Source organism: Oceaniglobus roseus (genome assembly GCF_002869745.1).
In the GTDB taxonomy this organism is placed as follows: domain Bacteria; phylum Pseudomonadota; class Alphaproteobacteria; order Rhodobacterales; family Rhodobacteraceae; genus Oceaniglobus; species Oceaniglobus roseus.
Window position 1 is genome coordinate 1 of record NZ_PNOS01000060.1, and the last position, 17,443, is coordinate 17,443.

Annotated in this window: 18 protein-coding genes, 1 tRNA gene and 1 pseudogene; 8 read left to right on the forward strand and 12 right to left on the reverse strand. The window is 69.6% G+C overall.

All coding sequences use genetic code 11. The features are described from left to right. Window positions 1–32: 32 nt before the first annotated feature. The 7 genes from A7B20_RS20140 to A7B20_RS21460 all read right to left on the reverse strand — a co-directional run bounded on the left by A7B20_RS20140 (window position 33) and on the right by A7B20_RS21460 (window position 4,828). The gene (locus A7B20_RS20140; RefSeq protein WP_102110382.1) at window positions 33–956 is read right to left on the reverse strand and encodes a lysophospholipid acyltransferase family protein; all 924 of its coding nucleotides are present in this window, start codon (window positions 954–956) and stop codon (window positions 33–35) included. Next, complete coding sequence (locus tag A7B20_RS20145; RefSeq protein ID WP_245867153.1) at window positions 928–1,821, reverse strand: DMT family transporter; 894 nt, start codon at window positions 1,819–1,821, stop codon at window positions 928–930. The genes A7B20_RS20140 and A7B20_RS20145 overlap by 29 nt, the downstream gene beginning before the upstream one ends. Next, window positions 1,818–2,480, reverse strand: a complete 663-nt coding sequence (gene nthA, locus A7B20_RS20150; protein WP_102110383.1) for a nitrile hydratase subunit alpha — start codon at window positions 2,478–2,480, stop codon at window positions 1,818–1,820. The genes A7B20_RS20145 and nthA overlap by 4 nt, the downstream gene beginning before the upstream one ends. Window position 2,481: 1 nt before the next feature. Continuing rightward, window positions 2,482–2,796 (reverse strand): SH3-like domain-containing protein, encoded by a 315-nt coding sequence (locus tag A7B20_RS21755; protein ID WP_102110384.1) that lies wholly within the window; start codon window positions 2,794–2,796, stop codon window positions 2,482–2,484. Continuing rightward, on the reverse strand, window positions 2,789–3,151 hold the full coding sequence (locus A7B20_RS21760) for an SH3-like domain-containing protein (protein WP_102110385.1): 363 nt from the start codon (window positions 3,149–3,151) through the stop codon (window positions 2,789–2,791). The genes A7B20_RS21755 and A7B20_RS21760 overlap by 8 nt, the downstream gene beginning before the upstream one ends. A gap of 251 nt (window positions 3,152–3,402) precedes the next feature. Then, window positions 3,403–4,494, reverse strand: coding sequence for a flagellar motor switch protein FliG (locus tag A7B20_RS20165; protein WP_245867155.1), 1,092 nt, complete (start codon window positions 4,492–4,494; stop codon window positions 3,403–3,405). Window positions 4,495–4,666: 172 nt separating this feature from the next. Continuing rightward, complete coding sequence (locus A7B20_RS21460) at window positions 4,667–4,828, reverse strand: hypothetical protein (RefSeq protein WP_172961072.1); 162 nt, start codon at window positions 4,826–4,828, stop codon at window positions 4,667–4,669. A 129-nt stretch (window positions 4,829–4,957) separates the two neighbouring features. Between A7B20_RS21460 and A7B20_RS20170 the strand changes: the two genes are divergently transcribed. Next, complete coding sequence (locus A7B20_RS20170; protein WP_102110386.1) at window positions 4,958–5,545, forward strand: hypothetical protein; 588 nt, start codon at window positions 4,958–4,960, stop codon at window positions 5,543–5,545. Between the two features lie 67 nt (window positions 5,546–5,612). On the opposite strand, the gene purB is transcribed toward A7B20_RS20170, so the two are convergent. Continuing rightward, window positions 5,613–6,920 carry an adenylosuccinate lyase gene (purB, locus tag A7B20_RS20175; RefSeq protein WP_102110387.1) on the reverse strand — a complete coding sequence of 436 codons (1,308 nt, stop codon included), beginning with the start codon at window positions 6,918–6,920 and terminating at the stop codon, window positions 5,613–5,615. Window positions 6,921–7,004: 84 nt separating this feature from the next. Between purB and A7B20_RS20180 the strand changes: the two genes are divergently transcribed. From A7B20_RS20180 to A7B20_RS20195, 4 genes are all read left to right on the forward strand, one after another. Further along, window positions 7,005–7,337 carry a hypothetical protein gene (locus A7B20_RS20180; protein ID WP_102110388.1) on the forward strand — a complete coding sequence of 111 codons (333 nt, stop codon included), beginning with the start codon at window positions 7,005–7,007 and terminating at the stop codon, window positions 7,335–7,337. Further along, complete coding sequence (locus A7B20_RS20185) at window positions 7,334–7,807, forward strand: DUF6314 family protein (protein WP_216641230.1); 474 nt, start codon at window positions 7,334–7,336, stop codon at window positions 7,805–7,807. Before A7B20_RS20180 ends, A7B20_RS20185 begins: the two co-directional genes overlap by 4 nt. Window positions 7,808–7,835: 28 nt before the next feature. Continuing rightward, complete coding sequence (locus tag A7B20_RS20190; RefSeq protein WP_102110398.1) at window positions 7,836–8,441, forward strand: biotin transporter BioY; 606 nt, start codon at window positions 7,836–7,838, stop codon at window positions 8,439–8,441. A gap of 71 nt (window positions 8,442–8,512) precedes the next feature. Continuing rightward, on the forward strand, window positions 8,513–9,148 hold the full coding sequence (locus A7B20_RS20195; RefSeq protein ID WP_102110389.1) for a class I SAM-dependent DNA methyltransferase: 636 nt from the start codon (window positions 8,513–8,515) through the stop codon (window positions 9,146–9,148). Between the two features lie 27 nt (window positions 9,149–9,175). Here the strand turns inward: A7B20_RS20195 and A7B20_RS20200 are convergent, their stop codons facing one another. Next, window positions 9,176–9,760 (reverse strand): M35 family metallo-endopeptidase, encoded by a 585-nt coding sequence (locus A7B20_RS20200; protein WP_157937740.1) that lies wholly within the window; start codon window positions 9,758–9,760, stop codon window positions 9,176–9,178. Between the two features lie 162 nt (window positions 9,761–9,922). Between A7B20_RS20200 and A7B20_RS20205 the strand changes: the two genes are divergently transcribed. From A7B20_RS20205 to A7B20_RS20215, 3 genes are all read left to right on the forward strand, one after another. Beyond that, a tRNA-Pro gene (locus A7B20_RS20205) sits at window positions 9,923–9,999 on the forward strand. A 135-nt stretch (window positions 10,000–10,134) separates the two neighbouring features. Continuing rightward, window positions 10,135–10,350: a DUF1127 domain-containing protein gene (locus A7B20_RS20210; protein WP_102110391.1), complete on the forward strand. Its 216-nt coding sequence runs from the start codon at window positions 10,135–10,137 to the stop codon at window positions 10,348–10,350. Between the two features lie 604 nt (window positions 10,351–10,954). Next, window positions 10,955–14,632, forward strand: coding sequence for a vitamin B12-dependent ribonucleotide reductase (locus tag A7B20_RS20215; protein WP_102110392.1), 3,678 nt, complete (start codon window positions 10,955–10,957; stop codon window positions 14,630–14,632). Window positions 14,633–15,223: 591 nt separating this feature from the next. On the opposite strand, the pseudogene cuyB reads toward A7B20_RS20215, so the two are convergent. The 3 genes and pseudogenes from cuyB to A7B20_RS20235 form a co-directional block, all read right to left on the reverse strand. Further along, window positions 15,224–15,844 (reverse strand): annotated as a pseudogene (gene cuyB, locus A7B20_RS20225) (cysteate racemase); the annotation flags it as partial. Window positions 15,845–15,849: 5 nt separating this feature from the next. Continuing rightward, window positions 15,850–16,854 (reverse strand): D-cysteate sulfo-lyase, encoded by a 1,005-nt coding sequence (gene cuyA / locus A7B20_RS20230; RefSeq protein WP_102110394.1) that lies wholly within the window; start codon window positions 16,852–16,854, stop codon window positions 15,850–15,852. 101 nt (window positions 16,855–16,955) lie between these two features. Beyond that, window positions 16,956–17,443, reverse strand: a 488-nt coding sequence (locus A7B20_RS20235; protein ID WP_245867157.1) for a VWA-like domain-containing protein, incomplete at its 5' end; no start/stop codon positions are given.

Here is a 17,443-nt window from a genome sequence, read left to right on the forward strand (position 1 = left end):
GCGCCGCCGCAGCGTGGCGCGGGATCTTGCCGTCAGGACGCCGCCTCGGCGAGGGCCGCGCGGCGCGCCTGGTCCTCGGGCTTCCAGCGGCGGTGGATCCAGAACCACTGGTCCATGTTCGCCCGGACCATCCGCTCGAGGCTGTCGTTGGCCGCCTGGGTCATCGTCACCGCGTCCGAAAGCGGGATCTCCTCGTCCAGCACGATGTCGAAGTCGAGCCCGTTCTCCCGTCGCCGCCCGTAGATCGGGATCACCGTGGCGTCGTATTTCAGCGCCCATTCCATGGTCGAGGTCGCGGTGGGTGCTGGCTTGCCGAAGAAGCTGACCTTCGCCCCCTCGCCGGCGTAGATGTCGATCAGGATGCCGATCAGCCCGCCCTTTCTCAGGTGGTCGACGAAGCCGGTGATCCCCGCCCGGGTGGCCGGGAAGATCGGCGTGCCGATCACCGACAGCGCCTCGACGTAATGGGTGTTGAACTCCGGGTTCTTCATCTCGCGGTAGAGCGCGCCCAGCGGGTGCCCCTGCGCGAAGAGCGCGGTGCGCGCCACGTCGTAGTTGCCGAAATGCGCGGTGACGAGCACCGTCGGCCGCCCCGCCTCCCGCGCCGCCCGGAAGGCCGCGACGCCGGGGCCGGTCAGGGGCGTGTCCTTCACCCGGGCCTTGAACTCGGGCCCCGAGTAGAGCTCGATCAGCTGGCGGCCCGCGTTGTTCGGCACGGCGCGGGTCAGCCGCGCGACCTCGGCCTCGGGCAGGTCGGGGCAGACATGGGCGAGGTTGGCGCGCACCCGCTTGTCCCAGCCCAGAAGCGGCGCGACCACGCGGGCGGCGAGCCATCCCATCATCCTGATCCGCGCCGCGTAGGGCACGCGCAGGATCAGCCACAGCAGCCCGCGGATCAGCGCGTTCTGGGCGGCATCGGCGGCCCGGTTACGGTCGGGGTTGCGGGGGGAGGCCATCTTTCCGGTCCTTGCGGGTTTCGCGGTGCCAGACATAAAGTCCGGCCCCGACGATCACAAGCGCGCCGAGCCCGGTCGCCGCGTCCGGCACCTCGCCGAAGAACAGGAACCCCCAGATCGAGGCGAAGAGCAGCGAGAGATAGGCGAAGGGCGCGAGCAGCGAGGCCTCGGCCTGCATCAGCGCCTTGATCAGCAGGAGCTGCGAGGCGCCGCCGAAGACGCCGATGGCAAGCATCATCAGCGTGGCCTGCCAGTCGGGGGTCACCCATGAGAAGGGCACGACCGCCGACAGCACCACGGCCCCGAGGATCGCGGTGTAGAAGAGCGAGGTCCAGGCGTCCTCGGCGCGGCCCACATGGCGGGTGACGAGGGCATAGCTGGAGTAGCAGACCGCGGCGACGAGGGGCAGCAGCGCGTAGGGCGAGAAGACGGCGCTGCCGGGCCGGATGATGATGAGCGCGCCGACCAGCGCCACCGCGATCCCGGCAAGGCGGCGGATGCCGAGCTTCTCGCCCAGGAACAGCCCGGCGCCGAGGGTGATCAGCACCGGGTTCAGGTTCATGATCGCCGCCGCCTCGGCCAGACCGAGATGGGCGAGGGCGAGGAAGAAGGAACTGGTCGCGCCGAGCAGGAACATCGAGCGCAGGAACTGGAAGCCGGGATAGCGGGTCTGCAGCACCGTCTTCAGCCGCGGCAGGATGATCGCCGTGACCACCACGGTCTGCCCGGCATAGCGCGCCCAGACGGCCATCACCGTGGGGATGTGCTGGCTCATCGCCTTGGCGAGCAGGTCCATGACCGAGAACAGCAGGATCGCGCAGACCATCAGGGCGATGCCCCGCGCGTTGCCGGTGAGCGGCCTCACGCCGCCGGGCGGGGGAGGCCGGTGCCGATCATCGAATCGCGGGTGACGAGGGCGGCGAGGCGGTCGGCGTCCCAGTCCTCGGTGCCCGCGGGACGCTCGGGGATCACGACATAGCGCATGTCGGCCGTCGAATCGTGGACGCGGATCGTCGTGTCCGCGGGCAGGGTCAGCCCGAATTCGGACAGCACCCGGCGCGGCTCGCGCACGAGGCGGCTGCGGTAGGCGCGGGACTTGTACCAGTCGGGCGGCAGGCCGAGCAGGTTCCGCGGATAGCAGGAGCAGAGGGTGCAGACGATGACGTTGTGCACCCCCGGCGTGTTCTCGACGGCGAGCAGGTGCATCGGCCCGATGTCGAAGCCCATCTCGCGCGTCGCGGCCGAGCCGTCGGCGAGCAGGTGTTCGCGGAAGGCGGGGTCGGTCCAGGCGCGGGCGACGACGGCGGCGCCGTTGGCGGGGCTGCGGGCGTCCATCCTGTCGATCTGCGCGGCGATCTCGGCCGCGGTGACGTGGCCCTTCTCGACCAGCAGTTCGCGCACGGCGATCTCCATCGTCTGCCAGTAGGTCAGCGGCGTGTCGTCGTCGGCGCGGTAGGGGTGGCCCGAAGGGCTGATCCCCTCGTGGTGGAAGTGGTCGTCGTGGTCGTGGTGATCGTGGGGCATGTCAATCCTCGGGCAGGAGCCAGGGGCCGTAGATCTCGGCATCGAGGGTGTCGTCGGGGCGCTCGGCGGCGGGGCCCCAGACCTCGGCCATGGTGAAGCGGACGCGGTAGAGCGGCAAACGCTCGGCGGGCAGGTTGTAGGCCAGCTGCTCGGGGCTCGGGAAGGGCCCGAGGCGGCGTTCGACGATGCCGCGCTTGCCGCGCAGGTAGGCGGGCGTGCGGACGTGGCCCGGCGGCATCAGCGCCTTCACGCGCACGGCCGCGCCGTCGGGAAACTGCGGCGCGCCGTCCGTTCCCCCGGTCGCCGCCTCAGTCACGGTCCGTGCTCCGGGGGTCTGCCGCGAGGCCGTAGGTGCCGCCGCGCCGCGCCACCCGTTCCATCCTCTCGCCGAGTTCGGTGGTGGTGTAGAGCCCGGCCTCGACCAGGTTCTGGTTCACCGCCGCCATCCAGCGCTCGTAATAGCTCATGGTCTCGAAGGCCCGGGGGCCCATGTCCTCCAGCACGCGGCGCAGGCCGTCGACGCTGAAATGCCCTTTCGAGGTCATCAGCACCATCAGCGCGTCGACCCGTTTTTCCCAGAGCGCGAAGTCGTGATCGGGCGGCAGGTCGGTGAGCGCGCCGCCCTCGCCGCCGCCCATGTCATGCCAGCTCTTGCCGTCGAACCTGTCCATGGGCGCGAGGTTACGGTGGCCCGCGCGCCCTGTCCATCGGGGTTTTGCGGCCTCCGGTCGGGAAGCGGGGCCGGGCGGCGGGGGCATCTTGCGGAACCGGCGTCGCGGGGGGGCGGGCGGGGAGGGGGCATTCTGCCCCCGGCGCTGCGCGCCTCCCCCTGAGGATATTTGGAAAGCAAAGATGGGGGGTGCGGGGGGAAGCGGCTGGGCGTCGGAAGGATCCGTGAACTTGACGGCGCGGGTGGGGCGGATCAGCCGTCCTCGGCGCCGACCATCGTGATCTCGCCGCTGTCGAACAGGGCGCGGATCGCGGTGATGACCTCGGCCCGGGCGGTTTCGGCGGTGCGGGCCTTGACGCTGCCGATCTCCAGCGCCTCGCTGCGCAGGGTCGCGGCCATCCGCTTGGAGGTGTTGTCGAGCAGGAAGTCCACGGCGCCCTGGGTCTTGTCGTCGGCGGCGGCCACCACCAGCACGAGCGTTTCCTGCGGGATCTGGCGCAGCACGGTGGGCACGTCGCCGGGGGCGACCCGGGCGGGGATGTCGGGGAAGGTGAAGATGGCGCGGCGCACCTCCTCGGCGAACTCGGCATCGGCCTGGTCGAGCCCTTCCAGCAGGTCTTCCCGCGTGGCGGAGGGCGAGACGTTCAGGATCGCGCCCACCCGCTGCACCGCGTCGGCGACGAAGGCGCGCGGCGGCTCGGCGTTCAGTTCGGCGGCGAGGGACAGGCCGATCCGGCGCACCGTTTCCGGCGCGATCTTCGCGGTTTCCGAGACGGCGAGTGTCAGGCGGCGGGCGCGGTCGCCCGGCAGCTTCACCAGCAGGTCGGCGGCCTTGGACACGCTGAGCTTGGACAGCAGCACCGCGCCCACTTCCGGGGACTGGCGCTTCAGGAGCGGCAGCAGCTTCTCGACGTCGAAGGCGGCCAGCGATTCCCAGGGGTCGCTGTGCCAGATCATCCCCGCCTGCTTGCGCAGCTTGGCGGCCATGTCGGGGCTGATGACGCCGTCGAGGATCGACAGCGCCCCTTCGAGCCCGTTCGGGAACGACAGCCCGATGCCGTCGAGTTCGTCGGCGAATTCCTCGATCACCTCCTTCAGCGTCGCCCTGTCGATGTAGCGCATCTGGCTCATCTGCGTGGTGAGTTCGGCCTGCAGCGCCTCGGGCAGGTCGGCCAGCGGCAGCGTGGCGCCTTCGGCGATCAGCAGGCGGACGACGATGGCCGCCTTCTGGCGGCGGGTCAGAGCGGCGCCGGGCTGCAGCCCGGACAGGCGTCCCCGGGACGCGGCGGGCGCGGCCGGCCTGGCGGGGACTTTCGGCGACGTCGCGGGGAGATCTGATGTCACGAGGGGCCTCCGGCGGATGCGGTGGGTGCAGGCCAACCTCTGACAGGAAGCGGTTAACGGAGCGTTCCCGGCACCGGTCGCGGGTGGCGCCGCCGTGCCTCGTGACGGGCGTTTTCGAGGCGTTTCCCGGGCATCCGTCCGGCGGCGCGCGGAGCGCCGCCGGAGCGGCGGCTCAGCTGGTGGCCTGGGCCACGCAGGTGCCGGTGGCGGTGTCGAGGACGTAGCCGTCGGCGCAGGTCATCACGGTCTTCTTCTCGAACATGCAGCCTGCCGCCATGGCGAGGCCAGGGGCAAGGGCAAGGACGGAGGCCGCAAGAAGGGTCTTGATCGTCATATCGGTGCTCCTGTGGGGTTCACGTAGGGTAAGGATAGCACGACTTGCCCGGCGGTCATGGTTTTTCCGATGATCCCGGGGATTGCAGGCGCCGTGCGCTGTCCGGCCGCACACGAAGGAGGAAGAAACGTGCAGAAACGCTACAAACTCGATCAGGACGTGATCTGTCACGTCTGGAAAAGCGGCACCCGCACGAACGGCACGAAGGAGCCGAACGACGGTGCGGGGGGCCATGCGACGCAGGACATCACGCCGACGGATTACCAGATCGTCGGCATCCCGCCATCGCGGAAGGGCGAAGCGGACAAGTGGTTCAAGGCCACGCTGTCGGAAGCGCTGAAGTGCCCTTTCGCCCATATCGCGAGTTTCAAGATCGGCACGACGAAGTACCTCAACAAGTCCATGTTTCCCTGCACCGAAAAGAAGGACGACCTGATCAAGACGATCGAGCGGGCCCTGTCGAGCTGCACCCCGGGCCACACCTACGATGGACAGGCGAAGATCAACGCGTCGAGCGGCAAGCCCATCGTGACGGCGAAGGACTATGTGCGTCCGCTGTCCGACATGACGGTGGAGAACGGCGCCTATGTCGTGGGCCGTGCCAACGGGCTCAGAATCAAGGGACAGTGCAAGGGGGCGGGGGCGGGCGGTCTGACCTCGGTCTTTCCCGACACCCGCGGTTTCCTCCCGACCACCGAGAAGCCGCGGATGACCTGAGCCGCGGCGCATCGCCGCCTGTCGGAGGCAGGATGGGTGATGTCACCCATCCTGCGGGTATGGGCGTTCAGCTCTCGCCGAACACCCGGGCGAAGATCGTGTCGACGTGTTTCGTGTGGTAGCCGACGTCGAATTTCTCGGCGATCTCGTCCGGGGGCAGGGCGGCGGTGACCTCGGGGTCGGCCAGGAGCTCGGTCTGGAAGTCGGCGCCCTGTTCCCAGACCTTCATCGCGTTCCTCTGCACGAGGCGATAGGCGTCCTCGCGGCTGACGCCGGCCTGGGTCAGGGCCAGCAGCACGCGCTGGGACATCACGAGGCCGCGGAACCTGTTCATGTTGGCCAGCATCGTCTCGGGGTAGATCACCAGCCTGTCGACGAGGCCCGTCAGCCGCGCGAGGGCGAAGTCCAGCGTCACCGTCGCGTCGGGGCCGATTCCGCGCTCGACGGAGGAGTGGGAGATGTCGCGCTCGTGCCAGAGGGCCACGTTCTCCATCGCCGGGATCACCGCCATGCGCACCAGCCGGGCGAGGCCGGTGAGGTTCTCGGACAGCACGGGGTTCCTCTTGTGGGGCATGGCGGAGGAGCCCTTCTGCCCGGCCGAGAAGAACTCCTCGGCCTCCAGCACCTCGGTCCGCTGCATGTGGCGGATCTCGATCGCGATGTTCTCGATCGACGAGGCGATGACGCCGAGGCAGGCGAAGAAGGCGGCGTGGCGGTCGCGGGGGATCACCTGGGTGCTGATCGGCTCGGGGGTGAGGCCGAGCTTCGCGCAGACGTGTTCCTCGACCGCCGGGTCGATGTTGGCGAAGGTGCCGACGGCGCCGGAGATGGCGCCGGTGGCCACCTCGGCGCGGGCCGTTTCCAGCCGTTTCCGGTTCCTCGCCATTTCCGCGTGGAAGCGGGCGAAGGTCAGGCCCATGGTCGTCGGCTCGGCGTGGATGCCGTGGGACCGGCCGATCCTGACCGTGTCCTTGTGCTCGTAGGCGCGGCGCTTCAGGGCGGCGAGCAGGTTGTCGAGATCGGCAAGCAGGATGTCGGCGGCGCGCACCAGCTGGATGTTGAAGGTGGTGTCGAGCACGTCCGAGGACGTCATTCCCTGGTGGACGAAGCGCGCCTCCTCGTTGCCGATGATCTCGGCCAGGTGGGTCAGGAAGGCGATGACGTCGTGCTTGGTGACCGCCTCGATCTCGTCGATCCGCGCCACGTCGAACTCGACATCCTTCGCCTTCCACACCGCGGCGGCGCTTTCCTTCGGGATCACGCCGAGCTCCGCCTGGGCGTCGCAGGCGTGGGCCTCGATCTCGTACCAGATGCGGAACTTGGTGGCGGGGGACCAGAGGGCGGCCATCTCGGGGCGGGAATAGCGCTCGATCATCGGGGGGCCTTTCGGGAAATGGGGTTTGTGCGGGGATCGCCGGGGTCTTAGACTGGCGCCGGAAAAGGGGCAAGGGAGCCGGGAATGAGGCGGATTGCCTTGGTGCTGATGCTGTGGCCCGTCGCGGCGGCGGCCCATGACTGGACGCCGCTGACGGGGGGCGAGATCGCGGACCTGCTGTCGGGGCACGGCGTGGTGTTCGACGGGGTGCGGCAGCGCTTCGATGGCTCCGGCGCGACGGTGCTGGAGGTCAGCCCGCCGCGGCGGGGCAAATGGCGGGTCAGGGGCGATGCCTATTGCACCGTGATCCCGCCGCTCACCTCCTGGACCTGCTACCGGGTCGAGTCGGTGCATGGCGAGATGGTGCGCTTCACCGGCCCCGGTGGCGCATCGGTGGAAGGGGTGGTGATCCCGTGACGCTGGAATTGCAGGATTTCGAGGGGCGCTGGTCGCTCACCCGGTCGATCGACGATGCGCTGACCCGCTCTGTCGGCCGGCTCATGGGCACGGCGCAGCTGACCCCCATGGAGGGCGGGCTGCATTACTTCGAGGACGGGATGCTGCACCTTCCCGGGCAGCGGCCGGTGCCTGCGCGGCGCGCCTTCCTCTGGCGCGCGGGCGCGCAGGGGATCGACATGCTGTTCGACGACGGCCGCCCGTTCCACAGCTTCGACCCCGGCGCCGGGCTCTGCGAGGCGCTGCACGACTGTCCGCCGGACCGCTACCGCGTGACCTACGACTTCCGCCAGTGGCCCCACTGGAGCGCCCAGTGGACGGTGCGGGGGCCGCGGAAGTCCTATGTCATGCGCTCGTCCTACGCGCCGGTGGCGGTGCGTCAGCCGAAGGGCGCGGGGCTTGCGGGGTCGGGCCCTTCGGTGCAGAAGTAGGCGCACAATCCAAGCGGGAGACGGAATGATGGCGATGACGACGAACGATCCGGTTCTGGTCGATACCTTCGGGGCCTCGGACGGCGCCATGCTGCGCGTGAAGCAGGCGGTGCTGGTCTGCCTCGGCATCGCGCTGCTGACGGTCTGCGCCAAGGCGAAGATCCCGGTGCCGGGCAGCCCCGTTGCGATCTCCATGGGCACCTTCGCGGTGCTGGGTCTCGGCGCCGCCTACGGCCCGCGGCTGGGGCTGGCGACGATCCTGGGCTACATGATTCTCGGCGCGATCGGCTTCGACCTCTTCCAGAGCTCGACGGCCGAGCTGAACGGGCTCTCCTACATGATGGGCGGCACCGGCGGCTATCTCGTCGGCTACGTCCTGGCGACGGTCGCTCTGGGCCTGCTGGCGCGGCGCGGCTGGGACCGGTCGGTGGTCTGGATGGCCCTCGCCATGCTGATCGGCAACGCCGTTCTCTATGTTCCGGGGCTGCTGTGGCTCGGCCAGCTCTATGGCTGGGACAAGCCGATCCTCGCCTGGGGCCTGACGCCGTTCCTCATGGGCGATGCGCTGAAGCTGGCGCTGGCGGCGCTGGTACTGCCCGCGGCCTGGAAGCTGGTGGGCGACGCGCGGCGCTGAGGCTGTCGCGGCGGCAGGATTTGGGGGCGCGGCCGGGCTGGCCGCGCCCTTAGTGCTTCGGGAGAGGGCGGATGAGCCATCCGGCGGCGAAGGAGGTGATCGCGCTCTACCGGGCCGAGGCCGCGCGGTGGATGGCGGCGCGGGGACAGGCGCTGATCGAGAGGGACTGGCTGCGGCGGTTCCGCGCGCTGCTGCCCGCGACGGCGCCGGAGGTTCTGGACCTCGGCTGCGGTTCCGGGCGGCCGATGGCGGCGCATCTGATCGGGGCAGGGTGCCGGATGACGGGTGTCGACGCGGCGGCCTCGCTGCTGGAGGCGGCGCGGCGCGATTTTCCGGCTCAGCGATGGATCGAGGCGGACATGCGTCGGCTTCCCGACCTCGGCCTGTTCGACGGAGTGCTCGCCTGGCACAGCCTGTTCCACCTGACGCCCGAGGACCAGCGCGCGATGTTCCCGGTCTTCGCCCGCCTCGCGCGGCCCGGTGCGGCGCTGATGTTCACCAGCGGAACGGAGGCGGGCGAGGCGATCGGGGCCTTCGCGGGGCGGCCGCTCTATCACGCCAGTCTCGATACCGCGGAGTACCGGGCGCTTCTGGAGGCTGAGGGGTTCGAGGTGCTTCGTCACGTCGCCAGCGATCCGGACTGCGGCGGGGCGACGGTCTGGCTTGCGCGGCGGCGCGCCCCTGACGGGACCGGCGGCACGACGTGATGTCGACGGCCGCCGGTGCGCCGCGCCTCAGCACTGGGCGACGAAGAGCGCGAAGTTGTCGGCGTTGTCCGTGGCCTGGCCGGGATTGTTGATTGCCAGCGCCTGGCAGGGGCCGGGATCGTAGGCGTGGTCGTTGGTGGCTAGCACCTTGTGGGTCAGCTCGTGATAGACGGTGACGGCGCGCTCGGTGGCGTCGAGCTGGAAGAACACGTCGTTGAGGTAGATCCGCATGCCGCTGCCGACGTGGGAGATCGTGCGCTTCGGCCCCGGCTCGTCGCGCCGGTCGACGGGGTGGGCATAGGCGACGACGCCGGTGAGATCCTGGAAATTGCCGGGGGCAAGCAGGGTTTTGGTGTAGATGTCGGTGTGCTGCACGCCGAGCTGTCCGCCCGCGCGGTTGACGAAGGTGACGGTGCGGGCGGTGTCGGCGATCACCGCCTCCATCATCCTGAGCTTCGGGGTGACGATGGCGTTCTGGCCCGCCCCGAACCACAGCGCCATGTTCCGCGGCGCGATGATCGCGCGTTGCGACATGGCGGCCATGGTCTGGCAGGCGGTCTCGATCACCTGCTGCTGGTTGGCGTTGAACCCTTCGAAACGGCGGCTGAACATCGGCGTGCTCCTTCGGTGATGGGGCGGAAGCTGAGTGGATGGCGTGTGAAAGCACGCAACCGGACGTTGCGTAAAGTCGGGAAAGCCACCATGGACAGCCAGGCGCCGGACGCCGCGGCGCAGGCTTTCCTTCGCCGCCGCCATCGGCTATGGCGTCCCTGTCGGGGCGTAGCGCAGCCTGGTAGCGCATCTGTTTTGGGAACAGAGGGTCGTAGGTTCGAATCCTATCGCCCCGACCACCTTTCCTTCATGTCGTCTCGGCGATCGCCGAGCCCTTCGCGCAGTGCATGGCGGGCTTGTCCTTGCGGGCGTTGCGCATCGCCGGGGGTCGGGCCATCTCTCTGCCAGACAAGAGAAGAGATGGAGAGTGAAAGATGGCTTTCGCGAACACGCTGAGCACCACCCGCATGACCTGGCGCGAGCGCCTCGATGGCTTCCGCGCCGCGCGCCGTGAACGCGCCGCGCAATACGCGACCTACCGCCGGGTGCACGACGAGCTGTCGGCGATGTCCGACCGCGAACTGGCCGACATCGGCATCAGCCGGATCGAGATCGGCGACGTCGCGCGTCAGGCTTCCGGCCGGGCCTGAGGGCCACGGCCGGGACGGGGCACAGGATGTGCCCCACGGCGCGAATCGTGGCGGCCCCTTCAGGTCGCGATTCGCGGGTGACGGGACACCATCCCTAGACGGGTGAGAGTCCATTCGCCGAAAATTGGGGCACATATGGTGGCCGCGGCATCGTCCGCGGCCTCATGTCGTTCCGGGGGGCGGCGACGGATTCACCCACAGGCCGACCTGCCCCAGGGCGTTGATATCGCCGCGCAGCCTGAAAAATCAGAGCGCTGCGGCCGTGAAGCCTGTGGATGAACCGGGGACGGATCCCGCCCCGCCGAGTCGTGCGATCGCGAGGGAGGGCGCGCCCCTCCCGTCAACCGAAAGTTTTCCGAGAATCATCGCAAAATTCCGTTGACCCCATGGCCGTGTCTACGTCAGTTTGTGCAGGCCTACGGGGGGACACACCACATCTAGTGATGATCCCGCGGCTCAAATGGATCTCCAAGCGTCTTGCGTGACGTGTGCACGCCGCCCTCCGGGGGGCGTGGCCAGGTGTCCTTTGTCCGCGCTCCGGGGGGCGGTTGGGCCACGCGACAACGATCGCGGGCAGGTTTGAACACGGCAAGGGGCAGAAGCGATGAAGATCGAACGCAGGTTCACCAAGGCAGGCAAGGGCACCGCGGACGGGGCCTATGCGGATCTTGAATTCACCACGGTCACCTCGGAAATCCGCAATCCCGACGGCACCATCGTGTTCCGCAACGACAGCGTCGAGGTGCCCTCGACCTGGAGCCAGGTGGCCAGCGACGTCATCGCCCAGAAGTATTTCCGCAAGGCCGGTGTCCCCGCCCGCCTGAAAAAGGTGCGCGAGAAGGACGTGCCCGAGTTCCTGTGGCGCTCGGTCGCCGACGACGACGCGCTCGCGGCTCTGCCCGAGAAGGCGCGGTTCGGCGGCGAGACCTCGTCGAAGCAGGTATTCGACCGTCTGGCCGGCGCCTGGGCCTACTGGGGCTGGAAGGGCGGCTATTTCACCACGGAAGGTGACGCCCGCGCCTATTACGACGAGATGCGCTTCATGCTGGCGACCCAGAAGGCCGCCCCGAACTCGCCCCAGTGGTTCAACACCGGGCTGCACTGGGCCTATGGCATCGACGGCCCGGCCCAGGGCCACCACTACGTCGACTTCAAGACCGGCAAGCTGACCAAGTCGAAGTCCTCCTACGAGCATCCCCAGCCGCACGCCTGCTTCATCCAGTCGGTGAAGGACGACCTGGTGAACGACGGCGGCATCATGGACCTGTGGGTCCGCGAGGCGCGGCTGTTCAAGTACGGCTCGGGCACCGGCACCAACTTCTCGTCGCTGCGGGCCGAGGGCGAGAAGCTCTCGGGCGGCGGCAAGTCGTCGGGACTGATGGGGTTCCTGAAGATCGGCGACCGTGCCGCAGGGGCCATCAAGTCCGGCGGCACCACGCGCCGCGCGGCCAAGATGGTGATCGTGGATGCCGACCATCCCGATATCGAGGATTTCATCAACTGGAAGGTCATCGAGGAGCAGAAGGTGGCGAGCATCGTCGCCGGCTCGAAGATGCACGAGCGCAAGCTGAACGCGATCTTCGCCGCCATCAAGGCCTGGGACGGCGCGGTGGCCGATGCCTATGACCCGGCGAAGAACGAGGGGTTGAAGGGCGCCGTGAAGGACGCCAAGAAGGCCGCGATCCCCGAGACCTACGTCAAGCGCGTGCTGGACTATGCGCGGCAGGGCTATGACAGGATCGAGTTCCCGACCTACGACACTGACTGGGACTCGGAGGCCTACAACTCGGTCTCGGGCCAGAACTCGAACAACTCGATCCGCGTGACCGACGCCTTCCTGAAGGCGGTGGAGCAGGACGCCGACTGGGACCTCATCAACCGCAAGGACGGCACGGTGGCAAAGACCGTGCGGGCCCGCGACCTGTGGGAGCAGGTGGGCCACGCCGCCTGGGCCTGCGCCGATCCCGGCATCCAGTACCACGACACGGTGAACGACTGGCACACCTGCCCGGAGGACGGCGAGATCCGCGGCTCGAACCCGTGCTCGGAATACATGTTCCTCGACGACACGGCCTGCAACCTCGCCTCGATGAACCTGCTGACCTTCCTGAAAGATGGGGAGTTCCAGGCCGAGGACTACATCCACGCCACGCGCCTCTGGACGGTGACGCTGGAGATCAGCGTGACCATGGCGCAGTTCCCCTCGCAGGAGATCGCGCAACGCTCCTACGACTTCCGCACCCTCGGACTCGGCTATGCCAATATCGGCGGGCTGCTGATGAACATGGGCCACGGCTATGACAGCGACGCGGGCCGGGCGCTCTGCGGGGCGCTGACCGCGATCCTGACCGGCGTCTCCTACGCCACCTCGGCCGAGATGGCGGCGGAGCTGGGCGCCTTCCCGGGTTACGGAAAGAACGCGGCCCACATGCTGCGGGTGATCCGCAACCACCGGACCGCGGCCCACGGGAAGACCGAAGGCTACGAGAAGCTGGCGACGAAGCCCGTCGCGCTGGATCACGGCAACTGCCCCGATCCGCGGCTGGTCGAGCTGGCCACGGCGGCCTGGGACGAGGCGCTGAGCCTCGGCGAACGGCACGGCTACCGCAACGCGCAGGTCTCGGTGATCGCGCCGACCGGCACCATCGGCCTGGTCATGGACTGCGACACCACGGGGATCGAGCCCGACTTCGCGCTGGTGAAGTTCAAGAAGCTGGCCGGGGGCGGGTACTTCAAGATCATCAACCGCTCGGTGCCTGCGGCGCTGGAAAACCTCGGCTACGGCTCGGCCCAGATCGAGGAGATCATCTCCTATGCCGTCGGCCACGGCACCATCGGCAACGCGCCGGGCATCAACCACACGGCGCTGATCGGCCACGGCTTCGGCGAGGCCGAGATCGCCAAGGTCGAGGCGGCGCTGCCCTCGGCCTTCGACATCCGCTTCGTGTTCAACCAGTGGACCCTGGGCGAGACCTTCTGCCGCGAGACGCTGGGCATCCCGGCCGAGAAGCTGGCCGATCCCACCTTCGACCTGCTCCGCTCGCTGGGCTTCACCAGGGGCGACATCGACGCGGCGAACGACCACGTCTGCGGGACGATGACGCTGGAGGGCGCGCCGCACCTGAAGGAAGAGCACTACCACATCTTCGACTGCGCCAACCCCTGCGGCAAGAAGGGCAAGCGGTTCCTGTCGGTCGACAGCCACATCCACATGATGGCGGCGGCGCAGAGCTTCATCTCGGGCGCGATCAGCAAGACGATCAACATGCCGAACAACGCCACCATCGAGGACTGCCAGCGCGCCTACGAGCTGTCCTGGTCGCTCGGGATCAAGGCGAATGCGCTCTACCGCGACGGGTCCAAGCTGTCGCAGCCTCTCACCGCGAGCCTCGTCGAGGACGACGAGGAGGCGGAAGAGATCCTGGCGACCGGGTCGGACCGCGAGAAGGCGGTGGTGCTGGCCGAGAAGGTGATCGAGAAGATCATCGTCAAGGAGGTGGCCAAGGGCCGCGAGAAGATGCCCCAGCGGCGGCGCGGCTATACCCAGAAGGCGATCGTCGGCGGTCACAAGGTCTATCTCAGGACCGGCGAGTATGCCGATGGAAAGCTTGGCGAAATCTTCATCGACATGCACAAGGAAGGCGCCGGGTTCCGGGCGATGATGAACAACTTCGCCATCGCGGTCTCGGTCGGTCTTCAGTACGGCGTGCCGCTGGAGGAGTTCGTCGACGCCTTCACCTTCACCAAGTTCGAGCCCGCCGGCATGGTCCAGGGCAACGAGACGATCAAGAACGCGACCTCGATCCTCGACTACATCTTCCGCGAGCTGGCGGTGTCCTACCTCGACCGGACGGACCTGGCCCACGTGAAGCCCACGGGCGAGAGCTTCGACGACATCGGCCGGGGCGAGGAGGAGGGCGTCAGCAACTTCCGCTCGGTCCCCGGCTCGGAAGGCACCTCGCCGCTGGAGGTGCTGCGCCAGGTCGCCTCGACCGGGTACCTCAGGAACCGGATGCCGTCGGAGCTCAGGCTGCTGCAGGGCGGAGTCTCGGCGGTGGCGCTCGACACCAAGGGGGCCTCGGTCGCCGAGCTGCACGGCGTGGCCGCCGAGGTGAAGGCGAAGCCCGCCGCCGCCAGCGCGACGGCGATGGACGCCCGCGCCAAGGCGAAGATGCAGGGCTACGAGGGGGAGGCCTGCGGCGAATGCGGCAACTTCACCCTGGTCCGGAACGGCACCTGCATGAAGTGCAACACCTGCGGCGGGACGAGCGGGTGCAGCTGAGGAGGGTGGAGCGCGGTCTGGGGCCGCGCTCCATTCTGGGGTGCTGTCGGCGCCCTGACTGAGACACGGTGCCTCAGCAGGGCGGAGGCACCGGAGACAAGGGGCGGGTGCGCTCGCCCTGGACGCAGGCCGGACCGCAGGCAGAAAAGCATCGGGCGGCAACGAGTGAGTTCGGTCTGCGAAACTTCGGGGGCGTCTTCGGGCGCCCCCGCTTTCGTTCCGAGGGTGACCTTCGTGCAGGGCGGATGCAACGGGGGAGAGGGAAACCCTCTCCCCCGACCCCCTCTCGCCCGACCGGGACGACCGCCTGGCACGACCTCGCGTCTCACCCCCGGCGACGGCCGCGTCCCCTGCCGTTCCGCCGACGCTGGCGGAAGGATCCGCCGGCCGTCCTTCTTCCTCCGGTGACGCTTGGCGCTGTGGAGAGGGGTCCGGGGGGGGGGGGGGGGTCCCCCCCCCCCCCCCCCCCCCCCCCCCCCCCCCCCCCGCCGCGCCCGCCGCCCCGCGCGGGGCGGGGGCGGGCGGCGCCCGTGCAAAATCCACGATCGCGCCGACGAGACAGTCGAGCGTGTCGAGCCCCGCGACCGCCTCCGGCAGCGAATCGGCGATGAGCGAGAACTCGGTGCAGGCGATCAGTTGCACCCGGGCGCCCTGCCGCCGCAGCACCTCGGAGGCTTCGGCGAGGCGGCCGCGCGCCTCCTCCATCGGCCCGCCCGCCTTGACCGTGCGGATCACCGGCAGCAGCGCCGCGGTGTCGTCGGGGTGGTAGAGGGCGGTGAGCTCCGCGTCGGCGAGCGCCCGGTCGAACAGCGCGACCTTGCGCACCGCGGGCGAGGCGAGGATGCCGACGGGCGCGCCGTCTCCCGCCAGCGCCCGGGCCCGGGCCACGGAGTGGGCCACCATGTCGAGGAACGGCAGGTCGGTCGCGGCGCGGATCGCCCCGGCGTAATGGTGGGCGGTGTTGCAGGGCATGGCGAGGGCCGCCGCGCCCGCGCCCGCAAGCCGCCGCGCCATCGCCGCGAGGATCGGGCCGGGATCGGCGCCGGTCCCCTCGATCAGGTGGGCGATGCGCGAGGGCACCTGGGGGTTCTGGTCGACGAGCAGCGGCACGTGGCCGGCATCGTCCGTCGCGGGCACCGCGGCGATGACCTTCTGCATCAGCAGCACCGTCGCCTCGGGCCCCATGCCGCCGAGGATGCCGACCGGGCGCATGGCCCTCAGTGCCCGCGCGTGAGCGCGGCGTCGTAGCCGAACAGCCCCGCCGCGCCGCCGGTGTGCAGGAAGACGACGCGCTCGCCCTTCGCGAACTTGCCCTTGCGGCAGTAGTCGATCAGGCCCGCCGCGCCCTTGCCGGAGTAGACCGGGTCGAGCAGGATGCCCTCCAACTCGGCCAACATGCGGATCGCCTCGAGCGTGTCGGCGCGGGGGATGCCGTAGCCCTCGCCGACATAATCGCAGTCCGCCACCACGTCCTCGCGCTTCACCACCCCGGCGCAGCCCAGCTTTTCCGCGGTGCGCTCGGCGAGCGCGAAGACGTTCGCCTCCTGCTTCTCCTTCGGGGCGCGGACGCCGAAACCGAGCAGCGGGATGTTGGCGCTCGTCGCCTTCAGCCCCGTGATCAGCCCCGCCTGCGTGCCCGCGCTGCCCGTGGCGGTGACGATCCGGTCCACGGCGAGGCCGCGGTCGTTCAGCTGGCCCAGCAGCTCGAAGGCGCAGTTGACGTAGCCGAGCGCGCCGGTCGGGTTCGAGCCGCCGCCGGGGATGACGTAGGGCTTGCGCCCCTCGGCGCGCAGCGTCTCGGCCAGGCTTTCCATCTCGGCCTGCATGTCCGCGCCGCCGGGGCGCTTGTCGGTCGTCGCGCCGTGCAGGCGGTCGAGCAGGACGTTGCCGTTGCCGTTGTAGTTCGGATCGTTCGACCCGGTGCGGTCCTCCAGCAGCAGGTGGCAGGCCATGCCCATCTTCGCGGCGAAGGCGGCGGTCTGGCGGGCGTGGTTCGACTGGGTCGCGCCCTGGGTGATGATCGTGTCGGCGCCCTGCTGTTCGGCCTCGGCCATCAGGAATTCGAGCTTGCGGGTCTTGTTGCCGCCCGTGGACAGCCCCGTGCAGTCGTCGCGCTTGATCCAGATCTCCGGTCCGCCCAGTTCGCGGCTGAGCCGGTCGAGCCGCTCCAGCGGCGTCGGCAGGTGGGCGAGGAAGATGCGGGGAAAATGGGCGAGGTGCATGGGCGGTCCTTTCGGCTTGTGGCCTCCTCCCGGGGGTCGGGACTCGGCCGGGCGCAGTCAAGCCGATTTGCGGGGCGGGGGGAAGGGCGGGTGCGGGGGCGTCAGCGGTCCATCGTCACGACCTTGCCGAAGGGCGGCGGCGGCACCGGGCGGGGGACGGCCCAGATCACCGGCAGGGCCGGGCGGGGCGGCAGGGGGCCGTCGAGGTCGGTCAGCAGCACGGCGAGGGAGGCGCGCAGGCGTGCGGCCTCGGCCAGCACGTCGGTGAAGGCGGTGCCGCCCTCGCGGCGCAGGTCGAGGGCGGTGAGGGTCGCGTGCAGGCGGGCGGGGTCGAGGCGCCGGGACAGGTGCACCGACTCGTCGAAGGCGAGAAGGTGGAGCTCGGTGCCAGAGCGGCGGGCGATGCCCGCGATCTCGGCGGCGAAGAGGCGCAGCTGATGGGTGTCGACCGAGCCCGAGGTGTCGAGGCCGATGGCCACGCGCGGGCGCGGCAGGGCGCGGGCGAGGCCGGGCTGGAACACCGGGGCGGGGCCGTTCGCGGCGCGGGCGGCGGCCTCCATAGCCACCCAGGCGCTCCGGGGGCGGCGGT